The organism is Malikia spinosa, from assembly GCF_002980625.1.
GTDB lineage: Bacteria > Pseudomonadota > Gammaproteobacteria > Burkholderiales > Burkholderiaceae_C > Malikia > Malikia spinosa.
The window spans coordinates 1-14321 of record NZ_PVLR01000046.1 but is presented as its reverse complement, the minus strand read 5'-3'; the positions used below and the strand labels follow the sequence as shown (position 1 = coordinate 14321).

The window sequence follows — 14321 nt, the reverse complement described above, 5'->3', positions numbered from 1 at the left end:
TGCTGCAAAGCAACAATCTAATACAAATAGGAGGCATTTATATGATTTCAAGCAACCCCTGGCTCGCAAGCTCCCAGGATTTCCAGCAGGCTGCCTTGCAGCAGTGGTCCCGCATGTTGCAGTCCAGCCAAGCCGCAGTCGCACCGGTGTTCGGTGTAGCCATGCCCCAGTTTAACGGTCTGCCGCAAATGCCCACTGCCTCCAAGCTTTCCGAACTGTTCAGCAAGATCGCCGGCCAGACCGAAGTGCCGGTCAAGCTCGACCAGGCCAAGCTGGCCGAAATCCAGCAGTCCTACTTGCACGAATTGGCTCAGATCTGGAACCAGGGCCTTGAAATCAAGTTGCCCAAGGACCGTCGCTTTGCCGGCGAAGCCTGGGGCAGCAATCCGATGGCCGCCTTCAATGCCGCGATGTACCTGCTCAATGCGCGCACGCTGATGGCGATGGCCGAGGCGGTTGATGCCGACGCCAAGACCAAGGCCCGCGTCAATTTTGCGGTCCAGCAGTGGATCGACGCCAGCGCGCCGAGCAACTTCCTGGCGCTCAACGCCGATGCACAGCAAAAGGCGATCGATACCAAGGGCGAGAGCATTGCCAAGGGCATCCAGAACCTGCTCAAAGACATGCAGCAGGGCCATGTCTCGATGACCGACGAGAGCGCGTTCGAAGTCGGCCACAACGTCGCCACCAGCGAAGGCGCAGTGGTGTTCGAGAACGAGTTCTTCCAGCTGCTCGAATACAAGCCGCTGACGGCCAAGGTGCATGCGCGCCCGATGCTGTTCGTGCCGCCTTCGATCAACAAGTACTACATCCTGGACCTGCAGCCCGAGAACTCGCTGATCCGCTACTGCGTCGAGCAGGGCATGCGCACCTTCGTCGTGAGCTGGCGCAACCCCGACCAGTCCTGCGCCAAGCAGACCTGGGACGACTACATCGAGCAAGCGGTCATCAAGGCCATCAGCGTCACGCGCGAGATCACGGGCGCCGAGACCATCAACACGCTGGGCTTTTGCGTCGGCGGCACCATGCTGGGCACGGCGCTGGCCGTGCTGGCCGCGCGTGGCGAGAAGCCGGTCAACAGCGCGACCTTCCTGACCACGATGCTCGACTTCCGCGACACCGGCATCATCGACATCTTCATCGATGAGGCCATGGTCAAGTTGCGCGAGCTGCAGTTCGCCCAGGGCGGCCTGCTGCCGGGTCGCGACCTGGCGACCACCTTCAGCTTCCTGCGTCCGAACGACCTGGTCTGGAACTATGTGGTGGGCAACTACCTCAAGGGCGAGACCCCGCCGCCGTTCGACCTGCTGTACTGGAACGGCGACAGCACCAACCTGCCCGGCCCCTATTACGCCTGGTACCTGCGCAACACCTACCTGGAAAACCGCCTGGTCAAGCCCGGTTCGGTCACGGTCTGCGGTCAGCCGGTCGATCTGTCCAAGGTTGACATTCCGGTCTACCTCTACGGTTCGCGCGAGGACCATATTGTGCCGATCGGCGCCGCCTATGCCTCGACCCAGCACCTGACGGGTCCCAAGCGTTTCGTGATGGGCGCCTCGGGCCATATCGCCGGCGTGATCAACCCCGCCAGCAAGGGCAAGCGCAGCCACTGGATCGGCTCCGACACCGAATTCCCGGCCAACGCCGAGGACTGGATCGCCGCCTCGACCGAGCACAAGGGCAGCTGGTGGGGCGACTGGGCCCAGTGGCTCAAGAGCCAGGCCGGCGCGGAAATCGCCGCGCCCAAGTCCTACGGCAGCCGCAAGTACAAGTCGATCGAGCCGGCGCCTGGCCGCTATGTCAAGGCCAAGGCCTGAAGCGCTGAGCCAGTTTTCCGCATTCCCCCTGTTATCCGTTAGTCAATAAAGAGGAGCTACCCATGCAAGACAACATCGTCATCGTCGCCGCTGTGCGCACCGCCGTCGGCAAGTTTGGCGGCAGCCTGGCCAAGGTGTCCGCCCCCGAGCTGGGCGCGACCGTGATCAAGGCGCTGCTCGAGCGCACCGGCGTCGCTGCCGACCAGATCGGCGAAGTGATCATGGGCCAGGTGCTGGCAGCTGGCGCTGGCCAGAACCCGGCGCGTCAGGCCATGATGAAGGCCGGCATCGCCAAGGAAACCCCGGCGCTGACCATCAACGCCGTCTGCGGCTCGGGCCTGAAGGCCGTCATGCTGGCCGCGCAGGCCGTGGCCTGGGGCGACAGCGAGATCGTGATCGCCGGCGGCCAGGAAAACATGAGCGCCAGCGGCCATGTGCTGCCGGGCAGCCGTGACGGCCAGCGCATGGGCGACTGGAAGCTGGTCGACACCATGATCAACGACGGCCTGACCGACGCCTACGCCAAGTACCACATGGGTATCACGGCCGAGAACGTCGCCAAGGAATTCAACATCACGCGCGAGATGCAGGATGCGCTGGCCCTGGCCAGCCAGCAAAAGGCGGCTGCCGCGCAGGAAGCCGGCAAGTTCGTCGACGAGATCGTGCCGGTCGTGATCCCGCAGCGCAAGGGCGACCCGGTCGTCTTCGCCGCTGACGAGTTCATCAACAAGAAGACCAGCGCCGACGTGCTGGCCGCCCTCAAGCCCGCCTTCGACAAGGCCGGTAGCGTGACCGCCGGCAACGCTTCGGGCATCAACGACGGCGCCGCCGCCGTGATGGTCATGAAGGCCAGCAAGGCTGCTGCCCTGGGCCTGACCCCGCTGGCCACGCTCAAGAGCTTCGGCACCACCGGTCTGGACCCGGCGATCATGGGCATGGGCCCGGTCTCGGCATCGAAGAAGGCGCTCGAGCGCGCCGGCTGGAGCGTGGGTGACGTCGACCTGTTCGAACTCAACGAAGCCTTCGCAGCCCAGGCCTGCGCCGTCAACCAGGAGCTGGGCACCGACCTGGCCAAGGTCAACGTCAACGGCGGCGCGATCGCGCTGGGTCACCCGATCGGCGCGTCTGGTTGCCGCATCCTGGTCTCGCTGCTGCACGAAATGCAGCGCCGTGACGCCAAGAAGGGCCTGGCCGCACTGTGCATCGGTGGCGGCATGGGCGTGGCGCTGGCTGTCGAGCGCTGATCTACTGTTTCCCAGAGTTTCCCCAATTCCTGACCGCCGGGCCTTCCGGCGGCCGGGATGATTTCCAGACGACTTAAACCAACAAACGAGGAGAACGACATGACTCAAAAAATCGCTTACGTGACCGGTGGCATGGGTGGCATCGGAACGGCTATCTGCCAGCGCCTGCATCAGGAAGGCTTCAAGGTCATCGCCGGCTGCGGTCCGACCCGTGACTTCACCAAGTGGCTCGACGAGCAAGCCGCGCTGGGCTTCACCTTCTACGCTTCGGCCGGCGACGTCAGCAGCTGGGATTCGACCGTCGAAGCCTTCGCCAAGGCCAAGGCCGAGCACGGCCCGATCGACGTGCTGGTCAACAACGCCGGCATCACCAAGGACCGCATGTTCCTGAAGATGACCCGCGAGGACTGGGACGCCGTCATCGACACCAACCTGAACTCGATGTTCAACGTGACCAAGCAGGTCGTGCCGGACATGGTCGAAAAGGGCTGGGGCCGCATCATCCAGATCTCGTCGGTCAACGGCAACAAGGGCCAGGCCGGCCAGACCAACTACTCGGCTGCCAAGGCCGGCATGCATGGTTTCTCGATGGCGCTGGCGCAGGAAATGGCGACCAAGGGCGTGACCGTCAACACCGTGAGCCCGGGCTACATCGGCACCGACATGGTCAACGCCATCCGTCCGGACGTGCTCGAGAAGATCGTCGCCACCGTGCCGGTCAAGCGCCTGGGCAAGCCGAGCGAGATCGCTTCCATCGTCGCCTGGCTGGCCAGCGAAGACGGCGGCTACTCGACCGGTGCCGACTTCTCGGTCAACGGCGGCCTGCACATGGGCTGATGCCCTGCACTGGGGAAGACGCCTGTCAGGGCGTCATTTCCGGTCATGAAAAAACCCGCTCCGGCTTTATTCGCTGGCGCGGGTTTTTTCATGCTGGGCGCTGCTGGCTCAAGCCGGGGCGCGGCCCTTGCCGGCGTGCGCGATTTGCTGCAAGCTAGTCCCATCTGCTCAACTCTGTCCCGGGAGTCTGCCCATGGAAGCCTTCTTTCACCGCTTTACCGAACTGTTCGACCAGCTCGGCCTGCCCAGCGACCCGTTCAGCATCGCGGCCTTCCTGCGCGAGCAGGGGCCGCTGGCGCCTGATGCCAAGCTTGAGGAGGCCCCGTTCTGGACCGCTTCGCAGGCCGAGCTGCTGCGCCAGCTGCTGGCCGATGATGCCGACTGGGCCGAGGTGATCGACCGGCTCAGCCTGGCGCTGCGCGAGTAGCACGGACCTGGGCTGGCCTGTGCGGAGCAGGCTCGGCCACAGTCACAGTCACAGTCACAGTCACAGTCACAGTCACAGTCACAGTCACGGCTTCAGCTTCAGCTTCAGGCTATCGCGACTGGCAGGCCGCTGCGCAGCGACTCGGTAATGGCCTGGCCGATCCGGGTCGCCTCGGTCGCGTCCGACAGCGTCAGCGGCGGCGCGATCTCGCCGCGGCAGGCCGCGACGAAGGCTTCCATTTCGAGTCGGAAGGCGTCCTCGAAGCGGGCGAAGAAGTCCGGCAGCGCGGTGTGCTGCACACCGGCCGCGTTGCGGAACTCGGTGCGGTCGGCGTGCGCACCAAAGCCGATCTGCACCGTGCCGGTGGTGCCGATGACTTCGGTCGTGGTCTCGTGACCATGGGGCAGGGTGCGGCTGGCGTAGAACATCGCGCGCTGTCCGCCCTCGAACTCGACGATGGCCAGCCCGTTGTCGACATCGCCGCAGTCGGTCAGGCCCGGGTGCAGCGCGATCGTGCCGCTGGCGAAGGCGCGCACCGCCTTCGGGTTGCCGAGCATCCAGCGCGCCAGGTCGATGTCATGCACGCTGCAGTCCATGAAGATGCCGCCCGAGCTCGGCGCGAAGCGCACGAAGAAGCCGGCCGGATCGTTCTGGTCACAGGTCTGCGAGCGCACCAGGAACGGTCGGCCGAGCTGGCCGGCGTCGATCGCGGCCTTGGCACGCGCGTAGCTGGGGTCGAAGCGGCGCACGAAGCCGACCATGGCGACCTGATCGGGATAGTCGCGCGCCACGGCCTCGACCGCCTCGCAGGTCGCGACGTCGAGCGAGAGCGGCTTTTCGACGAAGACATGCTTGCCGGCACGCAGCGCCGCGCTGGTCTGGTCGGCATGCAGCGTGGTCGGCGTGACCAGCACCACGGCATCGATTTCGGGGTCGGCCAGCAGCTCGGCATAGTCGGCATAGAGGCGCGGCACGCCAAGCGTCTCACGCGCCCAGTCGAGCTCCTCGGCCACCGGGCTGCAGGCCGCAACCAGCCGCGCGCCCGGGGTGTGGCGCGCCAGTTGCTCGGCGTGGCGCTTGCCGAGCCGGCCCAGGCCGGCGATGCCCACGCGCAGCGGGGCGGTGTTTTCCTGTTTCATGTCTTGTCTCCTGTTGTTTTCGACTGGGGAGCTGCGGCGCCTTCGCCCGCGCTCCGATTGCCATCAGGCGCCAGCGCTCAGAACTGCACCGGCTGGCCGCTTTGCGCACTCAGGGTGGCGGCATCAGCCAGCTGCTGGGCCTTGACGCCGTCCTCGACCGTGGTCTTGAACGGCTGGCCCGACTGCAGGCAGTCGAAGAAATGCTCGATCTCGAGCCGGTAGGCGGCGGCATAGCGCTGCAGGAAGAAGGGCTCGGGCTTGTCGGCCCGCACGCCGCGCGCGTCCCATTGCAGCACCTGGCTCGGGGTCTGGTTGCCGCATTGCAGCATGCCGTCGGAGCCGAGCAGCTCGAAGCGCTGGTCGTAGCCGTAGGCGGCGCGGCGGCTGGTGTTGATCTGGCAGAGACGGCCCAGGCGGGTCTTGATCGTCACGGCGGTGCTGTCCCAGTCGCCGGCTTCGGCCACGGCTGGATCGGTCAGCACCGAGGCGGTCGCGCTGAGCCAGGCCGCTTCGTCGCCGTCGGCGCACAGGATCCAGCGGAACACGTCGAGGTCGTGGATCAGCATGTCGCGGAAGATGCCGCCCGAGGCCTTGAGGTAGTCGACCGGCGGCGCGCCGGGGTCGCGACTCGTGATCACGAGCATCTCGGGGCGGCCGATCTCGCCGGCGTCGAGGCGGCGGCGTGCCTCGTTGAAGGTCGGGTCGAAGCGGCGCTGGAAGCCGATCATGCAGGCCACCCCGGCCTCGGCGACGGCGCGCGCCACCGCCTCGGCGCGCGGCACCGACAGGTCGACCGGCTTCTCGCAGAAGATATGCTTGCCGGCGGCCGCCGCCCTGGCGATCAGGTCGCTGTGGGTGCTGGTGGGCGAGCAGATCGCGACCGCATCCACGCCCGGATCGGCGAACACCTGGTCGAGCTCGGCGACCTGGGCGCCGAGCTGCTGTGCCAGTTCGGCCGCGGCGCTGGGCACCGCGTCACAGACATACTGCAGGCGAACGCCGGGCAGGGCGGCGAGGTTGGAGGCGTGGATGCGGCCAATGCGGCCCGCACCGAAGACGGCGACGTTTTTCATGAGGGTTCCTTATGTCTCCTGGGATCGAATCTGGCGCGCGCTGCGCGTCCCAGGAACTATAAGAAGTTTTCCGCTATTTTGGAAAGATTTTTCCAAAATATTTTCCATGAAAAAGCGTGTTTCTATTCCTCGGGCTCAGTTGCCGACCTTCGGCGAGGTAGGCCGGTAGGGCAGCTCCAGCGCGTAGGCCAGCGCGATGAACAGGCTTTGTGCCAGGCCCATGGTGCTGGTGAGGGCACGAAAGCCGAAGGTGGAGTTGTCCTGCACCAGCAGAGCGGCCTCTGCCATCTTGACCAGCGGGCTCATGCGGCTGTCGGTGATGGCGATCAGTCGGGCGCCGCGTTCGACTGCCAGATCCACCGCAGCGCGCGTTTCCTCGGCATAGGGCGCGAAGGAGATCGCGATCATCACGTCGCCCGGGCGTACCGAGCGCATCTGTCCCAGGTGCATGCTGCCCAGGCCGGACATCAGGCCGACCCGCTTGTCGGTGTGCTGCAGCGCGTAGTCCAGATAGACTGCCACCGGGAAGGAGCGCCTGGATGCCGCGATCCAGATGCAGTCGGTCTCGCGCAGCATGTCCACCGCCTGCTTGAAAGCTTGTTCGTCGAGGTTGGCATCGAGTTCATGCATGCCGGCCTGGCTGCCGGCCAGGAATTCGCGCGCGATCTCGACGCTCGACAGGCTGCCCGAGCCCGAATCGATGACATCGCGGATGCGGGTCCGGTAGTTGCGACTGGGCGCGAGCTGGCGCGTCAGCCCGGCGCGGAAGATGGCCTGCATCTCGGAAAAGCCCGAGAAACCGAAATGCTTGGCAAAGCGCACCACGGCCGAGGGCTGGACCTGGCACTGGGCCGCCACCTGCTGGATGCCTTCGAGTCCGATATGGTCACGGTGCTGTTCCACGTACTTGGCAATCACCTTGAGCTGCTTGCTGAGCTGCTCGTATTGCGCCGTGATGCGTGCAATGAACTGGTCTACACTGTTGTTGCTGTCTGTTGTCGCTGCCATGTTCGTCTTTCAAATGGAGACCGGCCGCGCCCCGGCCTTGCACCCATCATTGGGCTCATGCGGGTTTTGAGTTGCCTTTATAGAAATATATTTCTTTGCATATTGTGAATGAAAATATAGTTCTTTCTTATTCGGGCATTCCCGCAACACCGGTTTCATGCGCTCGGGGCTGCCTGGCGGTTCACTCCAGATAGGGCTGTTGTCCCATGTTCTCGGCAAAGTAGAGCCGGAATTCTCCGGGTTGTTGCGCCAGGCTGGCCGCTGGCGCCGTGCCGAGCGCAGCCACCACATTCTGCAGTGCCCGGATGGCCTGGGTGTCGGGGTCCTGGTCGATCACGACGTCGAGCATGCCTTGCGCCAGGTATTGCCGGTGGTCGTCCGAGATCTCGTGCGTGACCCAGCACACCTTGTCCTGCGCAAAGCGCCCCAGCGCGGCCATGATGCCGGGTGAGCCGGCCCCGGTGTTATAGAGCCCGACCAGCGCGCCGTTTTCCTGCAGCGCCTGCTGCACCGCCCAGTAGCATTTGTCGGCGTCGTCGTGGGTCTCTGTCACGTCGAGGTCGCAGCTCAGGGCCGGAAACTGCTCGGCCAGCACCTCGCGGCAGCCCCGGCTGCGCTCGCTGTGGCCCAGGTAGTCGCGCCGGCTCGACAGGATCAATACCCGTCCTTCGCGGTGGCACAGCCGCCCGAGCAGGTAGCCCGCCGTGCGCCCGGCGGCGTGGTTGTCGATGCCGACGTAATCGGCCTGCGGCACCTGGTCGACCCGGGTCACCACCATCGTGACATGCTCGCCGCGTTCGCGCGCCTGCTGCAGCGCACCGCGCACGGCCGGCGTGTCGGGCGCCGCCACGATCAGCGCCTGGCGCCGGTAGCGGCGCGGCCCGATGCTGCGCACCAGGGCGGCCTCGTCCTGCTCGGGTGTCCACAGCCGATGCACCACGAGACGCTTGTCGAGCATGGCCACGCCGCGCTGCAAGGCCAGGTTCAGACGCTGGAAGAAGGGCGTGCTGCTGTCGGGCAACACGATGTCGATGTGGATCAGGCCATGACGGGTTTCGGGCAGCAGGCGCGGCACGCCGAGCTGACGCGCGGCCTGCACCACCTTTTCCCGGGTCCGGACCGATGCGGTGTCGCGTTCGTTGAGCACGCGGTCCACGGTGGAGACGCTGACGCCGGCCAGGGCAGCGATTTCCTCGAAGCGGGCGGTTTTCTTGCGGCGGTTGGGGTTAACCATGATTTGACGATTTTTCGTCAATTATCTCGCCATTCTTTCGCCGGTCGGCCCCTACATTGGCTCCAGTCGCCCGGTTGGCACCGGCGACATGAAAAAGCACAAGCACAAGGAGACCCGAAATGAAGATAGCGCTGGACCCGTACATGATCCGCCACCTGAGCCTGCCCGAGTTGTGCCGCGCCACGGCCGAGCTGGGTTACGACCAGATCGAACTGTCGCCGCGCAGCGACTTCCTCGACTGGTGGGTGATGCCGCGCGCCACGAAGGAGCGCATGGCCGGCTTCAAGGCCGCGCTGCGCGAGCATGGCGTGGGACTGGCCACGCTGCAGCCGATGTACCGCTGGGCCAGCCCGTTCGAGGACGAGCGCCAGTGGGCGGTGCGCTGCTGGAAGAAGGCGATCGAGGTGGCCGTCGAGATGGGCTGCGACACCCTGATCAGCGAGTTCGGCCGCGGCGCCTCGCCCGAGCGCTCGGTCGGCGAGCGCCCCGGCGCCAACACCCGGGAGCTGTGCGAGGCGGCCTGGTTCCGCTCGATGGACGAGCTGCTGCCGATCTTCGAGCGCGAAGGCCTGACGCTGTCGGTCGAGCCGCACCCCGAGGACTGGGTCGAGCAGCTGCAGCCGGCCGTCGACATCGTCAAGAACATCGGCTCCAAGGCCTTGAGGCTGAGCTACATCGCGCCGCACACTTTCTACTACGGCGACGACATGGCGGCCATGATCCGCGAGGCCGCGCCGGTGCTGGCCCATGTCCGCGTGGCCGACACCTTCAACCACAAGAAATCGTCGCAGCTGCGCTACATCGTCAATCCGCCGGGCTCAAGCCAGATCCGGGTCCATCAGCACCTGGACATGGGCCAGGGCGAGATCGACTGGGACCTGTTTTTCCAGACCCTGGCCGACGTCAAGTTCGACGGCGTGCTGTCAGCCTGCGTCTTCGCCTGGGAGGAGCGCGCCGAGGCATCCAGCCGCTTCATGCGCACCGAGATCCAGCGCTACCTCGACCAATACCCGACCCGATAAGCCCCCACTTCCATTCCAACCCCAAGCTATTCAGGAGCAAACCATGACTTTGAAAATTGGTGTCATCGGCACCGGCATGATCGGCCGCGACCACACCCGTCGCATCCAGCAGGTGCTGGCCGGCGCCGAAGTGGTCGCGCTGTCCGATGTGAACCTGGCTTCGGCCGAGAGCGTGCGCGCCGATCTGGCGCCCAACGCCAAGCTGTACGAGACCGGCGAGGCGCTGATTGCCGCGCCTGAAGTCGACGCCGTGCTGGTGACCTCCTGGGGCGCGACCCACGAGCCCTATGTGCTGGCCGCCGTCGCTGCCGGCAAGCCGGTGTTCTGCGAGAAGCCGCTGGCGACCACGGCCGAGGGCGCACGCCGTATCGTCGAGGCCGAGGTGGCTCACGGCAAGCGTCTGGTGCAGGTCGGCTTCATGCGCCGCTATGACGCTGGCTACCTGGCGCTCAGGCAGGCCGTGCAGCAGCACACCGGCGCCCCGATCCTGGTCCATGCCGCGCACCGCAACCCGGCCGTGCCCGAGGCCTATGTCACGCCGATGGCGATCCACGACACGCTGATCCACGAGATCGACGTGTTCCGCTGGCTGCTCGACGACGACTATGTGTCGGCGCGCGTGCTCTACCCGCGCAATGCTGCGCGCAGCCACAGCAAGCTACGTGACCCGCAGGTGGTGGTGCTGGAAACGAAGAAGGGCGTGCTGATCGACGTCGAGATCTTCGTCAACTGCCAGTACGGCTACGACATTCAGTGCGAGGTGGTCGGCGAGGCCGGCACGGCCCGCCTGCCCGAACCGATGGCGGTGGCGCTGCGGCTCGATGCCAAGCGCCAGAGCAGCATCCTGACCGACTGGAAGGACCGCTTCGTGGCCAGCTACGACGTCGAGCTGCAGGACTTCATCGCTGCTGCATCCCAGGGTGGCGCCACCGGCCCGAGCGCCTGGGACGGCTATGCGGCCGCAGTCACCTCGGACGCCTGCGTGCAGGCGCAGGAGAGCGCCGGCCAGGCGGTGGCGATCGAGTTGCCGGCCCGCCCCGCGCTCTACGAATAAGTTGCCTCATGCAAGGCCGCCTTGGCCAGGCAGGCAAGAGGCTTGATCTCCCTGCAGCCAGGCGGCAACACCCGCAAACACCCGAAAACCCTTTCATCCCAGGTCAATACCATGCGTTTTTCCCTGAGCCATATCCTGGCCCCGCGCCAATCCCCGGCCGAGTTCTTTGCCATGGCGCGCGCCCTCGGCGTGACCGATGTCGAGATCCGCAACGACACGCCCAACCTGGTCGGCACCGTAGCGCCGGCTGAAGTGAAGGCGGCGGCCGAGGCCGCTGGCGTCAAGCTGCTGTCGATCAACGCGCTCTATCCGTTCAACGTCTGGAACGACGAACGCCGCGCCCAGACCGAGGCGCTGGCCGACTACGCGGCCGCCTGCGGCGCCGAGTCGCTGGTGATGTGCCCGCTCAACGACGGCACCCCGGTCGCGCTGGACGACGTGGTCAGCGCGCTGAAGGCGATCAAGCCTATCCTGGAAGCGCGCGGCATCAAGGGCCTGGTCGAGCCGCTGGGCTTCCCGGTGTCGTCGCTGCGGCGCAAGGCCGATGCGATTGCCGCCATCAAGGCCGCTGGCGGTGAAGGCATCTTCAAGCTGGTGCACGACACCTTCCACCATCACCTGGCCGGTGAGACCGAGTTCTACCCCGAGTGGACCGGCCTGGTCCATATCTCGGGCGTGGCCGACACCGACGTGACAGTGGACGCGATGCTCGACGCCCACCGCGTGCTGGTCGACCCGCGCGACCGCCTGGGCAATGTGGCGCAGATCAGCGCCTTGCAGGCCGCGGGCTACCAGGGCCTGTTCAGCTTCGAGCCCTTCGCCACCGAGGTGCAGCAGCTGGACGACCCGCAGGTCGCGCTGGCCGACAGCATGGGCTGGCTGCGCGAGCAAGTGGCGGCCTGAGGTCAGCGGTAGTCGACCCAGACCGCGCCGGCATCGGCCGAGCGCACGCAGTGCTCGACCCAGCGCACGCCCTCGACCCCGGCGTCGATGTCGGGGTAGCGCAGCGGTGCCGGCTGGCCGCGGTCCGCCGCGTCCATCGCCAGCGCGAAGCGGTAGTAGAGGTTCGACCAGGCCTCGAACAGGCCTTCGGGGTGGCCGGCGCCGATGCGGTCATCGGCCAGTGCCGCCGGGTGCAGATAGCCCATGCCGCGCTCGAGAATCCGCGCCGGCTGGCCCTGGACCTCGAAGCTGAGCTGGTTCGGCCGCTCGTCCCACCATTCGAGGCTGGCCTTGGCGCCGATCACGCGGATTTTCTGGCCATGCATCGAGCCGGCGTTGACGGCGCAGGACCAGACCTGGCCGACCGCGCCGTTGTCGTATTCCATCAGCGTGAAGGCGTTGTCCTCCAGCGGCGCGCGGCTCTTGACGAAGCTCTGGCGCGTGCAGAGCAGGCGCTTGATCCGCAGTTGCGGCAGCATCACCTCCGACAGGTAGAGCGGGTGGGTGCCGACATCGCCCAGCACGTAGCTCGGGCCGGCCATTTTGGGATCGACGCGCCACTGGGTGGCGGGATTGGCGGCCTCGACCGCCGCGCTGTGGAAGCCGTGCGCGAACTGCATCTGCACGATCCGGATCTCGCCGAGTTCGCCGGCCGCGATCATCTCGCGCGCCTGCTCGATCAGCTGGTGGCCGGCATAGCCATAGGTCACGCCGACGATCCGGCCCTGGCATGCCGCGAGCGCGCGCAGCTCCTCGGCCTGCTGGGTCGTGAAGCACAGCGGCTTCTCGCACACCACATGCAGGCCGGCTTGCAGTGCGGCCTTGGCTTTCTGCTGCAAAGCCGGCGCACGCCGTTCTACCGCTCGTTCGCGGCCGGACTGGCGGCCGCGGCACGCCAGGGCGAGCCACCCGTCGAGTGCCTGATCGAGCATCTGGACGAGCTGACGCCGCGCCATGTGGCGGCACGCCTGGGCCGCTGGGCGTCGACAACCGCAAGATGGGGCGCATGGTGGCCTGGCTGCTGTCACGCCTGTGCCCCGCCGCCAGCAAGGTCGCCCTGCTGCTGGGCAGCCACCGCTACCTGTGCCAGGAACAGTGCGAGATCAGCTTTCGCTCCTACCTGCGGGAGGCGGCCCCGCAGTTCCATGTGCTCGAGACCCTGGTCAGCCTGGAGGACCCGCAGCTGGCGCAGAGCGCGGCACTGAACTGCTGCACCAGCACCCCGACCTGGCGGGCATCTATGTCGCAGGGGGTGGCATCGAGGGCGTGATCGATGCCTTGCGCGATACCCCCCAACCGCAGCTGGTGACCGTCTGCCATGACCTGACCGACATCACGCGCCAGGCACTGCTGGACGGCAGCGTCACCGCCGTGCTGTCGCATCCCCTGCCAGCGATGGCCCGCGCGCTGTGCGATGCCATGCAGCTCGCGCTCGAGAGCCGCAGCAGCCCGCAGCGCTGGCAGACCCTGGTTCCGTTTGAGCTGTTCACCGCGGCGAACGTCTAGCCGTCTGGCAAGCCGACGGGCTCAGGCATTCTCCGGCGTCACGATCTCGCATCCGGTCATGCGCTGGATGGTGGTGCCGGGCACCGTCATGCCGTATGGCATAGCTGATTTTCTGCAGCAGCACAGCCGAGATTTGCTCGAGTCGGTGGCTAAGCGCGGCCGTGATCAGGCATGGCTGACAATTACCTTCTGTTTTTCACTCCCAGATCACGACAACCCCGCTTGGGAGTACCTCGGAATTCTGATAAAAACGCATACAAAGGCCGGCGACGGCTTCCGGCCCGATGGGAGCCTTCGCATTGATAGCTCGTGAGACCGCTAAGCAGCGGTTGCGGCCCTTCGCCTCCGCCAAACCAATGTCAGCTAGACAGCGGATCGGAGCCTCTGAGACGCCGGATCGGTCGGGTTCAGCACCCTCGCTGTCAGACTAGCGGCGACAGGTGCAGTTATAAATCGAACAAGCGCTGGCCGCTAAGCCCTCAATCAAGATGAATCGCACTTTTAAGGCCCTGAGAACACCCTCCAGCAAAGACGATGCATTCGAACTGCCCTGGGGTGAACGCTTCGACGAATCCGGCGTCAGCTGGGACGAACTCCTACGGTCACAGCGCATTCTCATCGTGTCCGAGGCCGGTGCCGGTAAGACGTATGAGTGCGAGTCGAAGGCGAGGGAACTCTTCGCTCGGGGCGAGCCAGCGTTCTTCTTGTCTCTCGAAAGCGTTGCATCCGCTGGCGTCGTCGCCACCCTTTTCGGGGATGAGCACGAGCGTTTCACCCACTGGTTGGCGTCCTCATCGCAGCTTGCCTACTTCTTCCTCGACTCGATCGACGAGCTTCAACTCGTTCATCGTTCTTTCAAGGACGCGCTGCGTATCCGTCCGGCAAACCCCATCTTGAAAGCAGCCTTACCCTGAAGGATGCTTGTGTCCGCTTATCTACACGCGGACACATGGACACCAACATCACTCATCCCCCAGCCGGACGCCAGCGCCGGCGCCATTCACCCGAGTTCCGGGCC

The 14321-nt window shown here is 65.8% G+C and carries 15 protein-coding genes and 1 pseudogene; 11 read left to right on the top strand and 5 right to left on the bottom strand.

Going from position 1 to position 14321, the window contains the following annotated elements; genetic code table 11:
- Positions 1-41: 41 nt before the first annotated feature.
- The 4 genes from C6P61_RS14680 (at position 42) to C6P61_RS14665 (ending at position 4325) form a co-directional block, all read left to right on the top strand.
- Positions 42-1817, top strand: coding sequence for a PHA/PHB synthase family protein (locus C6P61_RS14680; protein ID WP_105730677.1), 1776 nt, complete (start codon positions 42-44; stop codon positions 1815-1817).
- A gap of 62 nt (positions 1818-1879) precedes the next feature.
- Positions 1880-3061, top strand: coding sequence for an acetyl-CoA C-acetyltransferase (locus C6P61_RS14675; protein WP_105730676.1), 1182 nt, complete (start codon positions 1880-1882; stop codon positions 3059-3061).
- A 99-nt stretch (positions 3062-3160) separates the two neighbouring features.
- Complete coding sequence (gene phbB, locus C6P61_RS14670) at positions 3161-3898, top strand: acetoacetyl-CoA reductase (RefSeq protein WP_105730675.1); 738 nt, start codon at positions 3161-3163, stop codon at positions 3896-3898.
- Between the two features lie 193 nt (positions 3899-4091).
- Complete coding sequence (locus tag C6P61_RS14665; protein WP_105730674.1) at positions 4092-4325, top strand: DUF2789 family protein; 234 nt, start codon at positions 4092-4094, stop codon at positions 4323-4325.
- A 104-nt stretch (positions 4326-4429) separates the two neighbouring features.
- Here the strand turns inward: C6P61_RS14665 and C6P61_RS14655 are convergent, their stop codons facing one another.
- The 4 genes from C6P61_RS14655 to C6P61_RS14640 all read right to left on the bottom strand — a co-directional run bounded on the left by C6P61_RS14655 (position 4430) and on the right by C6P61_RS14640 (position 8779).
- Positions 4430-5464, bottom strand: a complete 1035-nt coding sequence (locus C6P61_RS14655) for a Gfo/Idh/MocA family oxidoreductase (RefSeq protein ID WP_105730673.1) — start codon at positions 5462-5464, stop codon at positions 4430-4432.
- 77 nt (positions 5465-5541) lie between these two features.
- Positions 5542-6537: an inositol 2-dehydrogenase gene (gene iolG, locus C6P61_RS14650; RefSeq protein WP_105730672.1), complete on the bottom strand. Its 996-nt coding sequence runs from the start codon at positions 6535-6537 to the stop codon at positions 5542-5544.
- A gap of 135 nt (positions 6538-6672) precedes the next feature.
- Complete coding sequence (locus C6P61_RS14645) at positions 6673-7545, bottom strand: MurR/RpiR family transcriptional regulator (RefSeq protein ID WP_105730671.1); 873 nt, start codon at positions 7543-7545, stop codon at positions 6673-6675.
- A 181-nt stretch (positions 7546-7726) separates the two neighbouring features.
- A complete protein-coding gene (locus C6P61_RS14640; protein ID WP_105730670.1) occupies positions 7727-8779 on the bottom strand; it encodes a LacI family DNA-binding transcriptional regulator in 1053 nt (350 codons plus the stop codon).
- Positions 8780-8898: 119 nt separating this feature from the next.
- Between C6P61_RS14640 and C6P61_RS14635 the strand changes: the two genes are divergently transcribed.
- From C6P61_RS14635 to C6P61_RS14625, 3 genes are all read left to right on the top strand, one after another.
- Positions 8899-9801, top strand: coding sequence for a sugar phosphate isomerase/epimerase family protein (locus C6P61_RS14635; RefSeq protein ID WP_105730669.1), 903 nt, complete (start codon positions 8899-8901; stop codon positions 9799-9801).
- Between the two features lie 43 nt (positions 9802-9844).
- Positions 9845-10855 (top strand): Gfo/Idh/MocA family oxidoreductase, encoded by a 1011-nt coding sequence (locus C6P61_RS14630; RefSeq protein WP_105730668.1) that lies wholly within the window; start codon positions 9845-9847, stop codon positions 10853-10855.
- Between the two features lie 111 nt (positions 10856-10966).
- Positions 10967-11758 carry a TIM barrel protein gene (locus C6P61_RS14625; RefSeq protein WP_105730667.1) on the top strand — a complete coding sequence of 264 codons (792 nt, stop codon included), beginning with the start codon at positions 10967-10969 and terminating at the stop codon, positions 11756-11758.
- Between the two features lie 2 nt (positions 11759-11760).
- Here the strand turns inward: C6P61_RS14625 and C6P61_RS14620 are convergent.
- Positions 11761-12785 (bottom strand): annotated as a pseudogene (locus C6P61_RS14620) (Gfo/Idh/MocA family protein); the annotation flags it as partial.
- Here C6P61_RS14620 and C6P61_RS14615 point away from each other — a divergent pair.
- The 4 genes from C6P61_RS14615 (at position 12714) to C6P61_RS14600 (ending at position 14217) form a co-directional block, all read left to right on the top strand.
- Entirely contained in the window at positions 12714-13067 is a 354-nt protein-coding gene (locus C6P61_RS14615) for a type 1 periplasmic-binding domain-containing protein (RefSeq protein WP_425319757.1), read from the top strand. The pseudogene C6P61_RS14620 and the gene C6P61_RS14615 overlap by 72 nt on opposite strands.
- On the top strand, positions 13064-13303 hold the full coding sequence (locus tag C6P61_RS14610; protein WP_105730664.1) for a type 1 periplasmic-binding domain-containing protein: 240 nt from the start codon (positions 13064-13066) through the stop codon (positions 13301-13303). Before C6P61_RS14615 ends, C6P61_RS14610 begins: the two co-directional genes overlap by 4 nt.
- A 58-nt stretch (positions 13304-13361) precedes the next feature.
- On the top strand, positions 13362-13616 hold the full coding sequence (locus tag C6P61_RS14605) for a hypothetical protein (protein ID WP_105730663.1): 255 nt from the start codon (positions 13362-13364) through the stop codon (positions 13614-13616).
- A gap of 175 nt (positions 13617-13791) precedes the next feature.
- Entirely contained in the window at positions 13792-14217 is a 426-nt protein-coding gene (locus C6P61_RS14600) for an ATP-binding protein (protein ID WP_105730662.1), read from the top strand.
- Positions 14218-14321 lie beyond the last annotated feature (104 nt).

What these genes read in the sequence shown, in the direction of transcription:
- C6P61_RS14680 (WP_105730677.1), top strand. Translation starts at nt 42, where the DNA reads ATGATTTCAAGCAACCCCTGGCTCGCAAGCTCCCAGGATTTCCAGCAG.
- C6P61_RS14675 (WP_105730676.1), top strand. Translation starts at nt 1,880, where the DNA reads ATGCAAGACAACATCGTCATCGTCGCCGCTGTGCGCACCGCCGTCGGC.
- phbB (WP_105730675.1), top strand. Translation starts at nt 3,161, where the DNA reads ATGACTCAAAAAATCGCTTACGTGACCGGTGGCATGGGTGGCATCGGA.
- C6P61_RS14665 (WP_105730674.1), top strand. Translation starts at nt 4,092, where the DNA reads ATGGAAGCCTTCTTTCACCGCTTTACCGAACTGTTCGACCAGCTCGGC.
- C6P61_RS14655 (WP_105730673.1), bottom strand. Translation starts at nt 5,464, where the DNA reads ATGAAACAGGAAAACACCGCCCCGCTGCGCGTGGGCATCGCCGGCCTG.
- iolG (WP_105730672.1), bottom strand. Translation starts at nt 6,537, where the DNA reads ATGAAAAACGTCGCCGTCTTCGGTGCGGGCCGCATTGGCCGCATCCAC.
- C6P61_RS14645 (WP_105730671.1), bottom strand. Translation starts at nt 7,545, where the DNA reads ATGGCAGCGACAACAGACAGCAACAACAGTGTAGACCAGTTCATTGCA.
- C6P61_RS14640 (WP_105730670.1), bottom strand. Translation starts at nt 8,779, where the DNA reads ATGGTTAACCCCAACCGCCGCAAGAAAACCGCCCGCTTCGAGGAAATC.
- C6P61_RS14635 (WP_105730669.1), top strand. Translation starts at nt 8,899, where the DNA reads ATGAAGATAGCGCTGGACCCGTACATGATCCGCCACCTGAGCCTGCCC.
- C6P61_RS14630 (WP_105730668.1), top strand. Translation starts at nt 9,845, where the DNA reads ATGACTTTGAAAATTGGTGTCATCGGCACCGGCATGATCGGCCGCGAC.
- C6P61_RS14625 (WP_105730667.1), top strand. Translation starts at nt 10,967, where the DNA reads ATGCGTTTTTCCCTGAGCCATATCCTGGCCCCGCGCCAATCCCCGGCC.
- C6P61_RS14605 (WP_105730663.1), top strand. Translation starts at nt 13,362, where the DNA reads ATGCGCTGGATGGTGGTGCCGGGCACCGTCATGCCGTATGGCATAGCT.
- C6P61_RS14600 (WP_105730662.1), top strand. Translation starts at nt 13,792, where the DNA reads ATGAATCGCACTTTTAAGGCCCTGAGAACACCCTCCAGCAAAGACGAT.